This window comes from Desulfobaccales bacterium, from assembly GCA_041648175.1.
Taxonomy (GTDB): domain Bacteria; phylum Desulfobacterota; class Desulfobaccia; order Desulfobaccales; family 0-14-0-80-60-11; genus 0-14-0-80-60-11.
Genome location: JBAZPO010000003.1, coordinates 284,066 through 300,175, shown reverse-complemented (window position 1 = coordinate 300,175; position 16,110 = coordinate 284,066). Strand labels below are relative to the sequence as shown.

Genomic DNA, 16,110 nt, shown 5'->3' with positions numbered 1-16,110 from the left:
TTATGGTTACTAAAACGGCCACATCTCCTACCCCCTCTCCACCCGCTTCGGGGGGAGAGGGCTGGGGTGAGGGGGGCAGAACAACCTCATGCAATTTTCTAACCGGACACTGCTGGGATTTAGGGGGATTTAAATATCAGCCAGCGGCATAAATTTATGGCAAACGCTATAAACGCAACCCGGTATAAGTCATGAATCGCGGCGCTAGTGGAACTCCCCGGCTGACGGGAGCCATCCTGGCAGGAGGCTTCAGCCGGCGCTTGGGGCAGGACAAGGCGACGCTGCGCCTGGGCGGCAGGCCTCTGGCCCTCAGGGTCGCTGAGGCCCTCACTCCCCTGGTCACGACCTGCTGGCTCGTTACGAACCACCCCCTGGCCCATATAAACTTGGGACTGCCTCTGATTACCGATTTGCTTCCCTTCCAGGGCCCGGCCGGGGGTCTGCTCACCGCGCTCTTCTATGCCCGTACCCCGTGGGTTTTAGTTGCCGCGGTGGACAATCCTTTTCTGGCCCCGGCGCTGTTGACCAAACTGGCCGCTTGCGCGGCCCGTACCGCCCGGACCGCGGTCGTCTGCCGTTCCCCTCGAGGCCTGGAGCCGTTTCCCGGCGTCTATGCCGTCCGCTTGCTTCCCGCCTTGCGGGATTTCCTCCAGACCGACCGCAGCCCCACCCGTTTCCTCAAAACGTTCCGCCCTCAGATTATCTCAGAATCCGAAGTCCTCGCCCTGGACCCGGAATGCCGCAGCTTCTTTAACCTCAATACCCCCCATGAGTTGGCCCAAGCCGAGGCGTGGCTGTCCGAGGACAGGTAAGACAAGTTGCACTCGTAGAAGTTAGCTTCTCGCCCTCGTTGCATTACGCCCTCGTTCCCAAGCTCCAGCTTGGGAATGCCACTTTCCGCCCAAGCTCTGCTTGGGCACCACTCCCTCCCTCCCCCTTGAGGGCTTATCCTTGCCCACAAGTCTATATCTCGCTGATTTGTCAAAATAATTCTCCCCTTCCCCTTGTGGGAGAGGGGAGGGTGAGGGGTGATTTTGGCAACGAGTATAAATTATCTGTATGCGCGCAACCTGTAGTCGCTAAACAAACAGCCTCTCAGGCGGGAAACCCTTTGAATACCGCGGGAATATAAAGTCTGAACACAAAGAGAAGAGATGAAACAGATGAGGCAATAAGACTAAAGAGGGCTCAGGGTTCAATGATGAGGTCGCCGCCGTCCGCCATGGCCGCCAGAATTTCTTTGGCCCGGGCCTCGTCTTCCGCGGCCACAAAGAGTTTCACGCCCCGGACGAACTGGAGCATGGGATAAGCCCCGCCGGCGTCATCGGCCATAACGACAGCCTCGATGCCTTCACCCTCCAAAATCCCCTGGGCCATCTCAGCTTCGATACGGCTGGAAAAGGTTTCCAAAACTACGGCGTCGTCGAAGTTCAATCGTGGCCTCTTAAGATGGGTTATTCGAGGGATAAATCCAGACCGTCTCCCGGTCCAATTTTTGGAAAAAGTTCCGCTTTTGTTTTAAAGTATTCCATTCTTCCCGAGTATAAACCAAAATATCCGTGGGGACAGGAAGTTCCAGGGTATCAAAGGCGCTCGGCCGCATTTCAAACGGCTGACTGATTCCGGCTACGATGATGATCAGGTCCAAATCGCTGCCCACTCCCCAATCGCCCCGGGCGTACGAGCCGAAGAAGCCGATTTGCGACACTTCTGGCCGGCATCGGGTAATTTTCTCTGCCCATTGATGCAAGGCCCCTATAACCGCCCGGGCGTCAGGCCATTTGAGCACGGCTGAATTCAATGATCTCACGGGCATAAGTGACGGCGGTCTCGCTTTGCAGGGAGCCGTAATGTTCAAAGGGCGCCCCCTGGGGATGGCTGTTGGGATAGCGGGCCGGAATATAAAAGTTGTCCAAAACCCGGGACTTCTCAATGAGGTCACCCGGCGGGGTCACCGCCGCAGGCAATTCTTGCAGCAGCCGGGCAATGACGTGTCCCCAAGCTTCTTGCCCGAAATGCAAATGCAAGGCTTTCACCGCCTTTTCCGCGGCTTGCTGCGCGGCAAAACAGGCCCATTCATGGCGCCCGGCTGCTCGGGAGTCCTGGGCCTGTTCAAGATCCCTTAACGCTTGATTGAACCAATCACCGGCACGGCTGGGCATAAAGTTACCCCATTACGGGCAGATTGGAATAAAGGGGGTGAAACGTCCCCTCTATCCTACTGTTTTTAAACGAAAACTGAAACCTAAAAACAAGAAACAGTATCATTTACACCTCCGGAAAAATCACCAAATTATCCCGGTGGATGACTTCCTCATAGCCTTTTTGCCCCAAAGTTTGGGCGATTTCCTGGGACTGGCGGCCTTTGATGCGGCCGATTTCCCGGGCCGAGTAGTTGGTCAGGCCCACCGCGAAGGGTTTGCCCTCGGGGTCCATGAGGTGTACTGCGGCCCCTTTGCCAAAGCCCCCGAAAACCTCCAAGATCCCCGCGGGCAGCAGGCTTTTATGGCCGTGCACCAGGGCGTTCCAGGCGCCTTTGTCCACTAAAATGGCGCCTTTGGGCGTGACGTTATAGGCCAGCCAGTACTGGCGGCTGGTAAGTTTCTGGTCCTGGGGCAAAAACAGCGTCCCCACTTCTTCACCCGCAAAGATTGTTCCCAGGATGCCCGGAGTGAGCCCGTTAGCGATGAGGGTGGGGATGCCCGCGGCCCCGGCCTTTTTGGCGGCTTGCAGTTTGCTCACCATGCCTCCCCGGCCCAAGGCGCCGGGGCGTTTGCCCGCGGCTTTTTCCACGCCCGCGTCGATGGCTTCCACCAAAGAGAGGAGTTGGGCGTCGGGGTTTTCCCGGGGGTCTTTATTATAAAGGCCGTCGATATCGGTAAGAAGCACCAGAAGGTCGGCCCCCACCAGGTTGCAGATCAGGGCGGCCAGGTTGTCGTTGTCGCCGAACTTCAGCTCGTCGGTGGCCACGGTGTCGTTTTCGTTGATGATGGGCACTACCTGCCATTGGAGCAGGGTAAAGAGGGTGTTGCGGGCGTTCAGGAATCGCTGGCGGGATTCCAGGTCGTCGTGGGTGAGGAGAATCTGGGCCACCTTGAGGCCGAACTCGGCAAAGGCCTCTTCGTAGACGTGCATCATGACGCTCTGGCCCGCCGCGGCGATGGCCTGGGCCTGGGGCATGCCGGAGGGACGGGACGTGAACCCCAGCTTGCGGCAGCCCGCGGCGATGGCCCCGGAGGAAACCAGGATAAACTCCCGCTCGCCTGTGCGCAGGTGGCCGATCTCGCCCACCAGGCGCTGGATGAGGGGGAGGTTGAGACCGTCGGCCGCAGTGAGGACTGCGCTCCCAAGTTTGAGGACGATGCGCTTGGCTTTACTCAGGTGTTGTTGTCGTAGAGGATGCATGGCCGTGGCACCCGGTGTGATGCTAAATTATTGGCAGCCGCAGGCTTAAGCCTGCGCCCGCACAGGCTGGAAAGCCTGTGCCACCAAAATCCCCTCTCCCCTTCGAGGGGAGAGGGTTAGGGTGAGGGGTGGCTTCGTCTGCGATTCACTTCCCCCTCACCCTGCCCTCTCCCCCATTGGGGGAGAGGGAAAATACATTAAAAATCCGGAAGTTAGGTAATGGCCTCTTTTAAGAAATCATATTCTTATCTATTTATAGCAAAAACCTTGCCGGACACTACTGGAATTTAGGGGGATTGCAAATCGAGTTCTTCTGGGACACTTACAGGAGATACCAAAGATACGAAAGATTCCCAGATGACCTCTCGTAAAGGGGCTATCCCTTCGCCGGTCTGAGCCGAGACCGCGAACATCCGCCAGCCCGTTTTCTCATACTCCCGAATGACTTGCTCCAGCGGGTAGTCAGGCGGCAGCGCGTCAATCTTATTTAACGCCACCAGGCGCGGTTTGTCCAGCAACAAGGGGTCAAAGTTGCGCATTTCTTCTTCCAGCATCTCGAGTGGCGCCAGGGGTGCGGTCGGGTCGACAAAGCTCAAATCGATAACTTGGATGAGGAGCCGGGTGCGTTGCAGGTGCCGGAGGAAGCGGTGGCCCAGACCTTTGCCCAGGTGGGCCCCGGTGATGAGGCCGGGGATTTCCGCCAGCACCAGGGGCTCATGATCATCCTGGGGAGGCAGCACCCCCAGTTGGGGGGTCAGGGTAGTGAAGGGAAAAGCCCCCACCCGGGCCTTGGAGGCCGTGAGCGCCTTGAGCAGAGTGGTCTTTCCGGCATTGGGCGCGCCCATCAGGCCCACATCCGCTAAAATCTGGAGGTCCAGGTGAATGCGGCGTTCCCCGCCGGGTTCACCGGGTTGGGAAAAGCGCGGGGAGCGGACCCGCGAGGAGACGAAGTGGGCGTTGCCCTTGCCCCCGCGGCCACCCTTGGCCAAGATCAGGCGCTCTCCCGGGGTCATGAGGTCTTTAATAAGCCTGCCGCTGTCTGCGTCGAAGACCCGGGTGCCTTGGGGCACCGCTACGATCACCGCGGCGCCGTTCTTGCCGTGACGATCCGTGCTCATGCCCCGGCCGCCGTTATCCGCCTGAAGGACGCGGCGCCGCCGGAAATGGCTTAAGGTGCGGATAGATGGGGAAACTTCGAGGATGACATCGCCGCCGGAACCGCCGTCACCACCGTCGGGTCGGCCCCGGGGTTGGAAACGGGCCCTGAGGAAACTGACACAGCCCGGGCCGCCGTTACCGGCCCGGACCGTGATATCGGCTTCATCAAGAAAGGACTTCAACTGGCAGGATAGACGCTGACCCGCTTACGATCTTTGCCAAAGGCCTCGTATTTGACCACGCCGTCGATTTTGGTGAACAGGGTAAAATCACGGCCCATGCCCACGTTCGTCCCCGGGTGGATGCGGGTCCCCACCTGCCGCACCAGGATGGTGCCAGCCTGCACACTTTCCCCGGCGAACCTTTTCACCCCGCGGCGTTTACCGGCGCTATCCCGACCGTTACGTGAGCTGCCGCCAGCTTTTTTATGTGCCATGGTTGCTCTCCTGGGCCACTCGCTCCCACGTTCCCAGGTCAGGAACGCCCAGGCTAGAGTGACTCAAATCTAATAAATTAAAGATTAATTTCACCGATTTGCAAGGCGGTGTATAACTGCCGGTGTCCCTGCTTGCGGCGATAATTCTTCCGGCGCTTCTTTTTATAGACCACGATCTTTTTGCCTTTGCCTTGCTGCATGATCTGGGTGCGCACGGTGGCGTTGGGCACCAGGGGCTGGCCGACCTGGACATTGTCCCCGTCGGTGACCAGCAAGACCTGGTCCAGAACCACTTCATCGCCGCGCTCACCCGGAAGGAACTCCACCCGGAGCACATCGCCGGGAGCGACGCGGTATTGTTTACCGCCGGTTTGAATAATGGCGTACACGGTAGCCTCCACAAGATCTGAACTTGAACCATTCAATTTTACCGACTTTTAAGAGCTTGTCAACCATGTTGCGTGATTCCAAGACAGAAAAGCACGGTTCGGGGCATTTTATCCCGCCAACCCATCGCCGAGATTGACTCGTTTCCCCGCCCGCATTATTATGACTCAATTCCCTTATCTTGCCGTCATCAACTTTTTGGCCTCCCGGCCGCGGCAGCGAAACTATTTCGGGGGGAACCCCCTCCCAGGGAGCAGCTATGGACGGCTCAGCGGCAAAGACCTTACCCCGGGGATACGTGACCATCCACGGCCATTTTTATCAGCCGCCCCGGGAAAATCCCTGGATCGAGCAGATCGAGGTGGAGCCCAGCGCCTCCCCCTATCACGACTGGAATGCCCGCATCACCAATGAGTGCTATCGCCCCAACAGCACCGCCCGCATCTACGACGGCCAGGCGCGCATTCTAGATATAGTCAACAATTATCGCAACTTGAGCTTCAACTTCGGGCCCACTCTGGTCAGTTGGCTCGAAGCCCAGGCGCCGGAGACCTATGCCAGGCTCCTGGAAGCCGACACCCAGAGCCTGGCGGCCTTGGGCAACGGCAATGCCATCGCCCAGGCCTACAACCATGCCATCCTGCCCTTGGCCAATGCCCGGGACCGGGAAACCCAGGTCACTTGGGGCCTCAAGGATTTTGAGCACCGGTTTCGACGTCCGGCCGCGGCCATGTGGCTGCCGGAGACCGCGGCGAACTATCCCACCCTGGCCACCTTGGTAGACCACGGCATGAAGTTTGTCCTCCTGTCTCCCTACCAGGCCAAACGCGTGCGCCCTCTGGCCGGCGGCGACTGGACTCCGGCGTTGGGCAGCGTGGATACCACCCAGGCCTACCGCTGTTTTTTGCCCGACGGCGAGGCCCGCAAGCGCCGCTTCATTGACGTTTTTTTCTATAACGGCAGTGTGGCTGCGGATATCAGCTTCGGTGACCTCCTGACCGACAGCTACCGATTGGTGGCCCGCCTGGAAGATGCTTTGTCTCCGGACCGGTCGCGCCCCCAACTGGTGAACGTGGCCACCGACGGGGAGAATTACGGGCACCACAAGAAATTCGGCGAGCTGGCCCTGGCCCACGCCCTCACCCAGGTCCTGCCTCAGAAGGGGTTACAGCTCACCAATTATGCCACGTTTCTGGAACTGGCTCCGCCCAAAATGGAGGTGGAGCTTTACCTGGGCGGTCAAGGCGAGGGCAGCTCCTGGAGTTGCGCCCACGGGGTGGGCCGCTGGAAGGAGAACTGCGGCTGTTCCACGGGCGGCCAACCCACCTGGAACCAGCGCTGGCGGGCGCCCTTGCGGGAGTCTTTCGATTTTTTAAATGATAAGCTGGCGGCCATCTTCGAGTCCGAGGGCGCCAAGTACTTCCAAGACCCCTGGCAGGCCCGCAACGCCTATATCAATGTCATCTTAGACCGCAGTAACGGCGTGCTGGACGAGTTTTTCTCGCAGCACGGGACGGGAAATCTGCAGGAAGTAGACCGGATTGCGGCCTTAAGACTCCTGGAGATGGAGCGCCACGCCCTGCTCATGTACACCAGTTGCGGCTGGTTCTTCGCCGACATCTCCGGCCTGGAATCCTTGCAGGTGATCAAGTATGCCGCCCGGGCCCTGCAGTTGGGCCAGTATTTCACCTCCGAGCCCCTGGAGCCCCCCTTCTTGAAAATCCTGGAACGGGCCGTGAGCAACATCCCCAAGGAGGGCAACGGCCTCACCATTTACCAGAACCGGATCAGACCCGCGGTGGTGGATTACCCCAAGGTGGCCAACCAGTGGGTGATTTCCTGGCTCAAGGACCGGGAACGCCAATGTCCCAGCCACATCTACCACTACCGGGTCGAGGCCGCCGACCTGGAAGAAAAGACCCAGGGCTCGCTTGAGTTTGCCGCCGGGCGTTTACGCGTGACTTCAGGCATTACCCGGCAGAGCCGCCCCATGGCCTTTTTCACCGCCTTTTTGGGGAGCTACCTCTACCGCACCCAGGTGCAGTCCCAGCCTTCGCCCCAGGAGTTCCTCACCCTGCGGGATGAGTTCTTCCGGGTTCTCGAGTCGACCCCGGAGGACCTGATCCCCCTCATGGTGCGGCGTCTGGGAGAATCATACTACAGCCTCCACGATATTATCCAGGACGAGAAACTCCAGGTCTTTCATGATTTGTTGCGGCCCAACCAGGAAGAGGCGGTGGAACAGGTTGCCCATATCTTTAAGGAACCCCGGCCCCTGCTTAAGGCCATGGCTACTGAAGGCCTGCCCATGCCCCGCCTGTTTCGCGCCCTGGGGGAAATCACCTTTAACCGGCGCCTGGTGGAACTCCTGCGCCTCATGGAACCGGACCCGGCTTCCATTTCCACCTCCGAAGAGATTCTGGAGGTGACCACCGATGCCCAGCTCATGGGGTTGCAGCTGGATACCCACGAGGGGGCCGAGATTCTGGGGCGCATCCTGCACCGGCATCTCCGTTCTTTGGCCGAGACCTTCCAGTTGGAAAACGTGACCCGCTTGGGCGACTTTTTGAGTTTCGTAAGCCGGGTTCCCATCACCCTGGACCTGACTGAAGCCCAGAATTTCCTCTTTACCCTGATGCAGGAGCGTTTTCCTGAGGTGGCGGCCCATGCGGTCAAAGACCCTGGCGCCATGACCCTGGCCAGGCGACTGGTGGCCTTGCTGGAAACCATGCAATTCAGCCCGGTGCGGTATATGAAATTATTGGTTTAAAGTATATGGGTGGGCACCGCCCGCCATAAACCTGCTGCTCCTTATCAACAAAGGGGTGCCGGCCGGAATAGACATAGCATCATAGATACTTGACATATTTGTCTCTGCGCCCTCAACGTCTCTGCGGTTAATTATTTTTCACCGCAGAGGACGCAGAGAGCGCTTATGTTCAATTACTTAAGTCATTGCGTATAATCCAGTTTTTTTGCCTCTAAGAGCTTGATGGGAGAAAGCATGTCTTTGCAATCCCGGTTCCAGGCAGCCTTCAGCGAGTCCATTGAACTCAAGCGCCGCGTCCTTCAGGACCTTGGTCCTTTGGTAACCGCCGCGGCCGAGATGCTGGCCCAGGTCTTTAAATCCGGCGGCCGGGTGCTCATCTTCGGCAACGGCGGGTCCGCCGCGGATGCCCAGCACCTGGCCGCAGAGTTTGTCAACCGCTTCCAGATCGAACGGCCCCCCCTGGCCGCCCTGGCCCTGACCACCGACACTTCGATCCTCACCGCGGTGGGAAACGATTATGATTTCACGGAGATTTTTGCCAAACAGGTGCGGGCGCTTGGCAAGCCCGGGGACCTGGCCTGGGGCATCAGCACCAGCGGCAATTCCCCTAATGTAGTAGCCGGACTGAAAACGGCCCGGGAAATGGGTCTCAAGACCCTGGCCTTAAGTGGCAAAGATGGCGGGCCTGTGGCTGCGGCCGCCGATATGGCCCTGACCGTGCCGTCCCCCATTACTCCCCGGGTCCAGGAGGTTCATATTACGATCGGCCACGTGCTCTGTGACCTGGTGGACTACCTATTATTTCCCGAAAAATTCGGGGGATAGCGATCAGCTATCAGTAAGGTAGGGTGGGCACCGTGCACCGTAACTTTTGTTTCCTTGGCGCCCTACCATCCCAAACTCAGCTTGGGCCACAATGCGTTCCCAAGTACAACTTGGGAACAAGAGGCATAAACTGTAGGGTGCGTCTTACGCACCATTTTTTCTCAGGAGGGCTGGATGAAAAAACTCGAGCCCCTTTCTCTTGAGGGCATCAAGACTTATAGCTTATCTGAGCGGCACTCCAAAGTGAGTCAGGCGGATTTCGGCTCGCCCTGGGAAAAAAGCGGCAGCTTTAAGGAGTTTATCAAACGCCTGCCCCATATTCTGGCGGCCGAGACCCTGCGGGAGGTAGCTGCGGCCTGGGTCCGGGCCCGGCGAGCCGAGCGCCCGGTACTCTTAGGGATGGGGGCCCACCCCATCAAGGTGGGCTTAAGCCCCGTACTCATCGACCTGATGCAGCGGGGCCTCATCACCGGCGTGGCCTTGAACGGCGCCGGGATCATTCATGACGCCGAAGTGGCCATGGTGGGCCGCACCTCCGAAGACGTGGATGAGGTCCTGGGCTGTGGCGCCTTCGGCATGGCGAAAGAGACCGCCGAGTTTTTAAACGGCGCCATTGACTGGGGCGGGCACAACGGTCTGGGCCTGGGAGAGGCAGTGGGCCGGCGGCTCCTGGAAAGCAATTTTCCCCATCTTGACCTGAGCCTGGTGGCTAAGGCCGCGGCCTTAGAGGTTCCACTGACGGTCCATGTGGCCGTGGGCACCGACATCATCCATCTCCACCCGTCGGTCTCCCCGGAAGCCCTGGGAGCCGCAACCCACCGGGATTTTCGTCTCTTCGCCGCCCTGGTCAGCGACCTCGACGATGGCGTCTTTATCAACCTGGGCTCCGCGGTAATCATCCCGGAGGTCTTCCTCAAGGCCATCACCCTGGCCCGTAACCTGGGCCACAAAGTGGCGCCCTTGACCACCGTAAACCTGGACTTCATGCAGCATTACCGGCCCCTTACCAACGTAGTGCGCCGCCCCACCGCCGGGGTGGGGCAGGGCTATGCCTTGACCGGCCACCATGAGATCATGTTTCCTCTGCTGGCTGGCCTGGTAATTGAAGAGATGGAGGAGAGCTCATGTCTACCGATATCGTCATAACCGCGGGTGATCAACGGCTCAATGGTTTTTTGGATGATTCCCCCACGGCCCTTGCCCTGGCGGACGCCCTGCCTATTGAGGCTTCCGCCCAGCTCTGGGGCGATGAAATCCACTTTCCCGTGCCCCAGGTGGTGGCCGAGCTGGACGAGAGCGCCGCGGTGGTGGTCAACGTGGGCGACCTGGGCTACTGGCCCACCGGCCGGGCCTTCTGCATCTTCTTCGGCCTCACCCCCACCAGCGTCCCCGGAGAAATTCGCCCAGCCAGCGCCGTTAACCGCGTTGGGCGCATCACCGATGACCCCTGCTGCCTTAATCTGGTGCCGGAAGGCGCCCCGGTGCGCATCGAAAGAAAATAGGTTAAAATAACCAAAGGATTTACGGGAGACGCAGGCAAGGTGCAATGCGACTAAGCCGCCTCGCCGTAGGAGCGGCCCGGTGGGTCGCCCCTTGCCGATTGAGTGATTAAGGAGATATTCAGATAATGCCCATTTTTGAGTTCCATTGCCATAGCTGTAACCAGGATTTCGAGAAGCTGGTCTTCGTTACCGACCCGAGCGTCGAGTGCCCCCACTGCGGCCAGACCAAAGTGGAAAAACTGATGAGCGCCTGCACGGCCAAAGTGGGGGGCAAATTAACCTCCACCTCCAGCGGCAGTGCAAGTTCCTGCGGCAGTTGCTCTTCCGGTTCCTGCAGCACCTGTCATTAATATAAATTTTCTGTGGGGACGCACCCTAGGTGTGCGCCCTTGGCTTGGGCGGACATGTAGGTCCGCCCCTACGACTAGGTGTTTTTATCAAAGGAAAATCATCTAAGTGATGTCGGCCGGAAATATTAAAATCGGCACAAGGGGCAGCGCCCTGGCCCTGGCCCAGTCCAACTGGGTGGCGGCCCAGATTTCCGGGCGCCATCCCGGCTGCCGGGTGGAGCTGGTCATCATCAAGACTACCGGTGACAAGATTACCAACGTGCCCCTGGCCCAGATCGGCGGTAAAGGCCTGTTCATCAAAGAGATCGAAGAGGCGCTGCTTTCTGGCCAGGTGGACCTGGCGGTGCACAGCCTCAAAGACATGCCCGCCGAGGTCCCCGACGGCCTGATGCTGGGCGCGGTGCCGCCCCGGGAAGATTGCCGGGACGCCTTTATCTCCTCCCGCTATAAGAGCCTGGCGGAGATTCCCTCCGGCGGCCGCGTCGGCACCGGCAGTCTCCGGCGCCGGGTGCAGCTCCTGCATCGGCGGCCCGATTTAGAGGTCGTGCCCATCCGTGGCAACGTCGACACCCGCCTGAAAAAGATGGAGACCTTAGGGCTGGATGCCCTCATTCTGGCCGCAGCCGGGCTTAACCGCCTAGGGTTGGGTCATCTCTATCAGTGCTGTGTGTCCGAAGCCGAGATGCTGCCGGCCGTGAGTCAGGGGGCTTTGGGCCTGGAAATTCGCACCAATGACCCTGACCTCCGGGAATTGGTGTCTTTTCTGGATGACACCCCTACGCGCCTGGCGGTGACCGCGGAACGGGCCTTCCTAGCCCGGCTGGAGGGCGGCTGCGTGGTGCCGGTGGCGGCCCTGGGCCGGGTAGAGGGAGACGTTCTCCACCTGGAGGCCCTGATCAGTGACCTGGAGGGCCGGCGCCTCTTAAGAGATTCCGGGCGCGGCCCCGTCAGTGAAACGGCCCGGTTAGGGACGAGTTTGGCCGAGAGCTTGCTGGCCCGGGGGGGCCGGGAAATCCTCTCCGAGCTGTATGGGCGCCCCATTTAACTTCAAAATTGATCTTGACTTTCTTCGATAAATGTGTAAATTAATTATACGTAAAAGATGTTTGTTCATGAAGTTGGGGGAGTCCAGCAATGCAGGCGAAATGGGGGTTAGCCTGGCTGGCGACAGTCTTTTGGCTGTTGGCGGCAACGTGCGTTCCGGCCTTGGCGTCCGGAGATTATTCTTATAGATCTCTCCCTATCCTTCCCATCCAAGCCCAGAGCTCCCTGGAAACCCAGATGCTGGGCGAAAAACCTCAAACGCCCGCGACCTCTCATTATCCCGGCATCCAAACTGCTCCATCGCTTAAGCTCCATTCCGATGGTGACGCCAGCCTAAATCTGCCCCGCAAACTAGAGTTCAATATCTCCATCCGGTACAACCGGGAACCGTCTCCCACCGAACCGTCGCGGCTCAACAACACGCCGCTCTATATGAAATATGCCGTGGACTATCGGGTGCTGTCTAATTTGCGCGTGGGATTGAATAGTTATCTGTACCGTCCTTCCGAAGAAGGCTTTCCGTTTCAGCGCCCCTTGGCCAATCAGCTCCTGGGCGTCGGTCCTGAACTCAAATACGACCTGGGACGGTGGAGCTTCCTCTTAAAGAGCCAGGTGGAGGCCGGGAATCGAACCCAAGGTCAAGGTCAAGACAAAGACCTGCAAAACTGGTTCCGGGTCTGGTACGCCTTTTAGCAGCTTTCTGCACCCTCAGCTTCCCTCATAATACCGACTCTGCCTATTTAAAATGAAGTTTAAGACCCCGACAATAAATTTCTTCCCAATTGTTCCCCTGCCCTCGTGCGTTTTTCTGCACCCCTGATTTCAGCCCGTTTCCTGGAGCGCCGCCAACGGTTCCTGGCCCTGGTGGAGTTGCCCGGCCGCGAGCGCGTCTGGGTGCATGTGCCCAATTCCGGGGCTCTCACCGGCTGCGCCTACCCCGGCCAGGAGATTTTGCTGACCCGCGATGCCCGCCCAGGACGCAAGACCGACTACACCTGGCGCTTTGTCCGGGGCGCGGCGGGATGGATCTGCATCGATACCCTGGTCCCCAACCGGCTGGTGGCCGAGGCCCTGGCCGCAGGCTCCCTCCCGGGCTTGCCTGCCCCCGGCCAAGTCCGGGCCGAAGTGACCATCCCCCAGGGCAGCCGTCTGGATTTTGTTTTGGAGGTGGAAGGTAAGCTGCTGTTTCTGGAGATCAAAAGCGTCACCTGGGTGGAAGACGGGGTGGCCTTCTTTCCGGACGGCGTGACCAGCCGGGGGCGCCGCCACCTTTCGCACCTTCAGCAGTTGGCGGCCCAGGGCCACCAGGCCTGGAACGTCTTTGTGGTCCAGCGCGAGGACGCGAAAATCTTGCGGCCCGCCGCGGCCATTGATCCGGCCTATGCGAAGGCCTTGACTGCCGTGGCCAAAAGCGGCGTTAATATCATGGTGCTCCAAGAAAAAATTGAGCCCCCGGAAATTACCCTTGCGTCGCCCCTCCCCTTTGATTTAACATAAATTGCTTGAAACAAATTTCTCACAGAATACTCATGAGGCCTTAATCGAGACGATCTATGAATGCCGCGCTCAATAACAATATCCGGATCTTCACGGGCAATTCTTCCCCCGAATTAGCACACAAAATCTGTGACCACCTCTCCCTGCCCCTGGGGCAGGCCATGGTCAGCACCTTCAGCGACGGCGAGATTCGGGTGGAGATTGCCGATAATGTCCGTGGCCGGGATGTCTTCCTGATTCAGTCCACCTGCCCGCCCACCAACCACAACCTGATGGAGCTCCTGATCATGATTGACGCGGTGAAGCGGGCCTCGGCCCGGCGCATCACCGCAGTCATCCCCTACTTCGGCTACGCCCGCCAGGACCGCAAAGTAGCCCCCCGGGTGCCTATTACCGCCAAGCTGGTGGCCGATCTCCTGTCCACCGCCGGGGCCCAACGTATTCTCACTATGGACCTGCACGTGGGCCAGATCCAGGGCTTTTTCAATATCCCCGTGGACAACCTCTATGCCTCGCCCATCATGATTCCCTATATCCGCGAAAATTTTCAGAACGATCTGGCCATCGTCTCGCCGGACGCCGGCGGGGTGGCCCGGGCCCGGGCTTACGCCAAGCGCCTGGAAGCCACCTTGGGCCTCATCGACAAGCGCCGGGACGCCCCCGGCAAAGCTAAAGCCATGAATCTCATCGGGGAGGTTATGGGGAAGGACGTGGTGATTTTAGACGATATTATCGACACCGGCGGCACCTTGAGTGAAGCCTCCGGGGTTATCGTCAATAATGGCGCCCGCAACGTCAGCGCTTGCTGCACCCATGCCGTGCTCTCGGGGCCGGCCGTAGACCGGATCGCCAATTCGCCGATGCACCGACTGGTGGTCACCGACACCATTCCTCTGAGCCAGGCGGCCAGAAACTGCCCCAAAATCGTACAACTGTCGGTAGCGCCGCTGCTAGCCCAAACCATCGTCCGGATCCACCAGGAAGACTCCGTCAGCTCGCTGTTTGAAATTCAATTCTAAGCGGAATTTTTGGCAGCACAGGCTTTCCAGCCTGTGCCGGTGGCCTATGCAGTTTTGACGTAGGGTGCGTTCCACGCACCATTTCTGCCTCTAAAAAAATAAAGGGCGGCCCGCGAGCCGCCCCCCATCTACTCATCTCATTTTCGTTTAATCCTACATCACCACAATCTCTTCCAAACCGTCCCGCCAGCCATCCCAAAGATAATCGTCCAGGCGGCCCTGGGCGATAACCCTGAACGCATATTGAGCCTGGGCGGTGTAGAAATCGCACAGCGGCGCCGGCGCAGAAAGCTTCCCGTTGATGGCGTAGACCTCGGCGGGGCAGGGCGCACCGCAGAAGTGCCGCACCGCACAGCGGTTGCAGGGCGCAAAGCCCTCCGCCACCCGCGTGGTGACGTCCATGAAAGGCTTGGTCTTGAGCAACTCCGGCAGCGGCGTCTCCCAGAGGTTGCCGCCGTGGAACTCCGGCAGGCCCAGGAATTCGCTGCATGGGGCCACTTCGCCCTTGGCGCCCACCGCAAAGAAGCAGCGCCCGCCGCCGCAGGGGCTGATGTCGCACATGAGCCGCCGGGCTCCGGGGGCCACCAGCCCCAAGAGCAGGTTGGCGAAGTTGCCGATCACCAGCTTCTTCCCCGTCTCCTGGCCTAGCTCATAGGCCCGGTCCAGAGCCTTAAAAAAGTAGTGAGCCAATTCCGCCTGGTCCGGCATCAAATTCCGGCCCCCCAACTGGGTGCCCCGCACCGGGTTTAAAAGCGCATTGCCCACGCCCTTAGCATGGAAAAACTCCACCAACTCCGGCAGATCCCGCACGTTTTCCCGGGTCACCGTGGTGATGACGTTAAGGCCGGGGTAATCCACCAGCTCTTCCAACACCTTCACGGTCTCGGCGAAGACGCTGGCGCCGCCCCAGGTGTGCCGGGTGCGATCCGCCACTTCAGGCCGCGGCCCGTCCAGGCTCAGCCCGATACCGACGTTGTGGGCCACCAGGAAATCTTTGGCCTCTTTATCCAGCAGGGTGGCGTTGGTCTGCACCCCGAACCGGAAGTAGTCGCCGTAAGCCTCGATCCCGGCAAAGACCGCGTCTTTGGCCAAAAGCGGTTCGCTGCCGTGGAACACTAACTGGGGCCGCGCCCCCTCCGGCAGGGTGGACACGAAGAAATCCTTCAGCAGCTTGAGCGATTCCATCAGCCGCGCCGGGTCCATATGCTCCCCGCTTCTCCGGGCCTCCTGGGGCAGGTAGCAGTAGCCGCAGTTCATATTGCAGCGCTCGGTAGGGTTGAAATAGACCGCGGACGGCAAGAGCCCGAAGCGCACGTTGTTCAGGTCCTTGGCCAGGCTGGTTTCTTTTTCCAGAAAAACCTGGGGCAATTCGGTCCCCAACAGATACTCCAGGGCCTGGTCCCGGGGCGCCAGCACCCAGAAGGCGGTGTCCGCGTTGATCAGGGCCACGAAATCCTCATGGCCGATCTCCAAAACGTCGAAATGGGGCCCGGCCCCGGCATTCACCGGGACTCCCGCCGGACCCCACAGAGGTGAAACTTCCTGGGCCATACCTACTTAGCCTTTTTAGCGTCGGCCATCAGGTAATGGGACAGGCCCACCTGGTCCCCGTTGGGTGCGCAGGTATAACGGATGCTGATGGGTTTCACCTTACTACTCTCTGATTTTGCCATAATATATTGTCCTCCTTCCTCGTGTGGTTTGCCGGCCGGGCCGG

Annotated in this window: 18 protein-coding genes; 10 read left to right on the top strand and 8 right to left on the bottom strand. The window is 59.5% G+C overall.

What is annotated here, in order from left to right:
- Positions 1–191: 191 nt before the first annotated feature.
- Positions 192–812, top strand: a complete 621-nt coding sequence (locus WC600_04825; protein ID MFA4902052.1) for a molybdenum cofactor guanylyltransferase — start codon at positions 192–194, stop codon at positions 810–812.
- A gap of 376 nt (positions 813–1,188) precedes the next feature.
- On the opposite strand, the gene WC600_04820 is transcribed toward WC600_04825, so the two are convergent.
- The 7 genes from WC600_04820 to rplU all read right to left on the bottom strand — a co-directional run bounded on the left by WC600_04820 (position 1,189) and on the right by rplU (position 5,400).
- Positions 1,189–1,434: a DUF2007 domain-containing protein gene (locus tag WC600_04820; protein ID MFA4902051.1), complete on the bottom strand. Its 246-nt coding sequence runs from the start codon at positions 1,432–1,434 to the stop codon at positions 1,189–1,191.
- Between the two features lie 10 nt (positions 1,435–1,444).
- Positions 1,445–1,708: a nucleotidyltransferase domain-containing protein gene (locus tag WC600_04815; GenBank protein ID MFA4902050.1), complete on the bottom strand. Its 264-nt coding sequence runs from the start codon at positions 1,706–1,708 to the stop codon at positions 1,445–1,447.
- A gap of 64 nt (positions 1,709–1,772) precedes the next feature.
- Positions 1,773–2,162, bottom strand: a complete 390-nt coding sequence (locus WC600_04810) for a HEPN domain-containing protein (protein ID MFA4902049.1) — start codon at positions 2,160–2,162, stop codon at positions 1,773–1,775.
- Between the two features lie 106 nt (positions 2,163–2,268).
- On the bottom strand, positions 2,269–3,405 hold the full coding sequence (gene proB / locus WC600_04805) for a glutamate 5-kinase (protein MFA4902048.1): 1,137 nt from the start codon (positions 3,403–3,405) through the stop codon (positions 2,269–2,271).
- 287 nt (positions 3,406–3,692) lie between these two features.
- Positions 3,693–4,745 (bottom strand): GTPase ObgE, encoded by a 1,053-nt coding sequence (gene obgE, locus WC600_04800; GenBank protein MFA4902047.1) that lies wholly within the window; start codon positions 4,743–4,745, stop codon positions 3,693–3,695.
- Positions 4,742–4,999: a 50S ribosomal protein L27 gene (gene rpmA, locus WC600_04795; protein MFA4902046.1), complete on the bottom strand. Its 258-nt coding sequence runs from the start codon at positions 4,997–4,999 to the stop codon at positions 4,742–4,744. The genes obgE and rpmA overlap by 4 nt, the downstream gene beginning before the upstream one ends.
- 77 nt (positions 5,000–5,076) lie before the next feature.
- Positions 5,077–5,400 carry a 50S ribosomal protein L21 gene (rplU, locus tag WC600_04790; GenBank protein MFA4902045.1) on the bottom strand — a complete coding sequence of 108 codons (324 nt, stop codon included), beginning with the start codon at positions 5,398–5,400 and terminating at the stop codon, positions 5,077–5,079.
- 245 nt (positions 5,401–5,645) lie between these two features.
- Here rplU and WC600_04785 point away from each other — a divergent pair, with 245 nt between their 5' ends.
- From WC600_04785 to WC600_04745, 9 genes are all read left to right on the top strand, one after another.
- Positions 5,646–8,156, top strand: a complete 2,511-nt coding sequence (locus tag WC600_04785; protein ID MFA4902044.1) for a DUF3536 domain-containing protein — start codon at positions 5,646–5,648, stop codon at positions 8,154–8,156.
- A 234-nt stretch (positions 8,157–8,390) separates the two neighbouring features.
- Positions 8,391–8,981: a D-sedoheptulose 7-phosphate isomerase gene (locus tag WC600_04780; protein MFA4902043.1), complete on the top strand. Its 591-nt coding sequence runs from the start codon at positions 8,391–8,393 to the stop codon at positions 8,979–8,981.
- 174 nt (positions 8,982–9,155) lie between these two features.
- Positions 9,156–10,127 (top strand): hypothetical protein, encoded by a 972-nt coding sequence (locus WC600_04775; protein ID MFA4902042.1) that lies wholly within the window; start codon positions 9,156–9,158, stop codon positions 10,125–10,127.
- A complete protein-coding gene (locus WC600_04770; protein MFA4902041.1) occupies positions 10,106–10,483 on the top strand; it encodes a cyclophilin-like fold protein in 378 nt (125 codons plus the stop codon). The genes WC600_04775 and WC600_04770 overlap by 22 nt, the downstream gene beginning before the upstream one ends.
- A 125-nt stretch (positions 10,484–10,608) precedes the next feature.
- The gene (locus tag WC600_04765; protein MFA4902040.1) at positions 10,609–10,833 is read left to right on the top strand and encodes a zinc ribbon domain-containing protein; all 225 of its coding nucleotides are present in this window, start codon (positions 10,609–10,611) and stop codon (positions 10,831–10,833) included.
- Positions 10,834–10,942: 109 nt separating this feature from the next.
- The gene (gene hemC, locus WC600_04760) at positions 10,943–11,878 is read left to right on the top strand and encodes a hydroxymethylbilane synthase (protein MFA4902039.1); all 936 of its coding nucleotides are present in this window, start codon (positions 10,943–10,945) and stop codon (positions 11,876–11,878) included.
- An 89-nt stretch (positions 11,879–11,967) separates the two neighbouring features.
- Complete coding sequence (locus WC600_04755) at positions 11,968–12,570, top strand: hypothetical protein (protein ID MFA4902038.1); 603 nt, start codon at positions 11,968–11,970, stop codon at positions 12,568–12,570.
- 105 nt (positions 12,571–12,675) lie between these two features.
- Positions 12,676–13,374 carry a DNA/RNA nuclease SfsA gene (gene sfsA, locus WC600_04750; GenBank protein MFA4902037.1) on the top strand — a complete coding sequence of 233 codons (699 nt, stop codon included), beginning with the start codon at positions 12,676–12,678 and terminating at the stop codon, positions 13,372–13,374.
- A 56-nt stretch (positions 13,375–13,430) separates the two neighbouring features.
- Positions 13,431–14,393, top strand: coding sequence for a ribose-phosphate pyrophosphokinase (locus tag WC600_04745; GenBank protein MFA4902036.1), 963 nt, complete (start codon positions 13,431–13,433; stop codon positions 14,391–14,393).
- A 153-nt stretch (positions 14,394–14,546) separates the two neighbouring features.
- Here WC600_04745 and cbpB read toward each other — a convergent pair whose 3' ends face one another.
- Positions 14,547–15,944 carry a peptide-modifying radical SAM enzyme CbpB gene (gene cbpB, locus WC600_04740; GenBank protein ID MFA4902035.1) on the bottom strand — a complete coding sequence of 466 codons (1,398 nt, stop codon included), beginning with the start codon at positions 15,942–15,944 and terminating at the stop codon, positions 14,547–14,549.
- Positions 15,945–16,110: the final 166 nt, after the last annotated feature.

Bases quoted from the DNA above. Each gene is read 5' to 3' on its own strand.
- WC600_04825 (MFA4902052.1), top strand. From the start codon at position 192: ATGAATCGCGGCGCTAGTGGAACTCCCCGGCTGACGGGAGCCATCCTG.
- WC600_04810 (MFA4902049.1), bottom strand. From the start codon at position 2,162: ATGCCCAGCCGTGCCGGTGATTGGTTCAATCAAGCGTTAAGGGATCTT.
- proB (MFA4902048.1), bottom strand. From the start codon at position 3,405: ATGCATCCTCTACGACAACAACACCTGAGTAAAGCCAAGCGCATCGTC.
- rpmA (MFA4902046.1), bottom strand. From the start codon at position 4,999: ATGGCACATAAAAAAGCTGGCGGCAGCTCACGTAACGGTCGGGATAGC.
- WC600_04785 (MFA4902044.1), top strand. From the start codon at position 5,646: ATGGACGGCTCAGCGGCAAAGACCTTACCCCGGGGATACGTGACCATC.
- WC600_04780 (MFA4902043.1), top strand. From the start codon at position 8,391: ATGTCTTTGCAATCCCGGTTCCAGGCAGCCTTCAGCGAGTCCATTGAA.
- WC600_04775 (MFA4902042.1), top strand. From the start codon at position 9,156: ATGAAAAAACTCGAGCCCCTTTCTCTTGAGGGCATCAAGACTTATAGC.
- WC600_04770 (MFA4902041.1), top strand. From the start codon at position 10,106: ATGTCTACCGATATCGTCATAACCGCGGGTGATCAACGGCTCAATGGT.
- WC600_04765 (MFA4902040.1), top strand. From the start codon at position 10,609: ATGCCCATTTTTGAGTTCCATTGCCATAGCTGTAACCAGGATTTCGAG.
- hemC (MFA4902039.1), top strand. From the start codon at position 10,943: ATGTCGGCCGGAAATATTAAAATCGGCACAAGGGGCAGCGCCCTGGCC.
- WC600_04755 (MFA4902038.1), top strand. From the start codon at position 11,968: ATGCAGGCGAAATGGGGGTTAGCCTGGCTGGCGACAGTCTTTTGGCTG.
- WC600_04745 (MFA4902036.1), top strand. From the start codon at position 13,431: ATGAATGCCGCGCTCAATAACAATATCCGGATCTTCACGGGCAATTCT.
- cbpB (MFA4902035.1), bottom strand. From the start codon at position 15,944: ATGGCCCAGGAAGTTTCACCTCTGTGGGGTCCGGCGGGAGTCCCGGTG.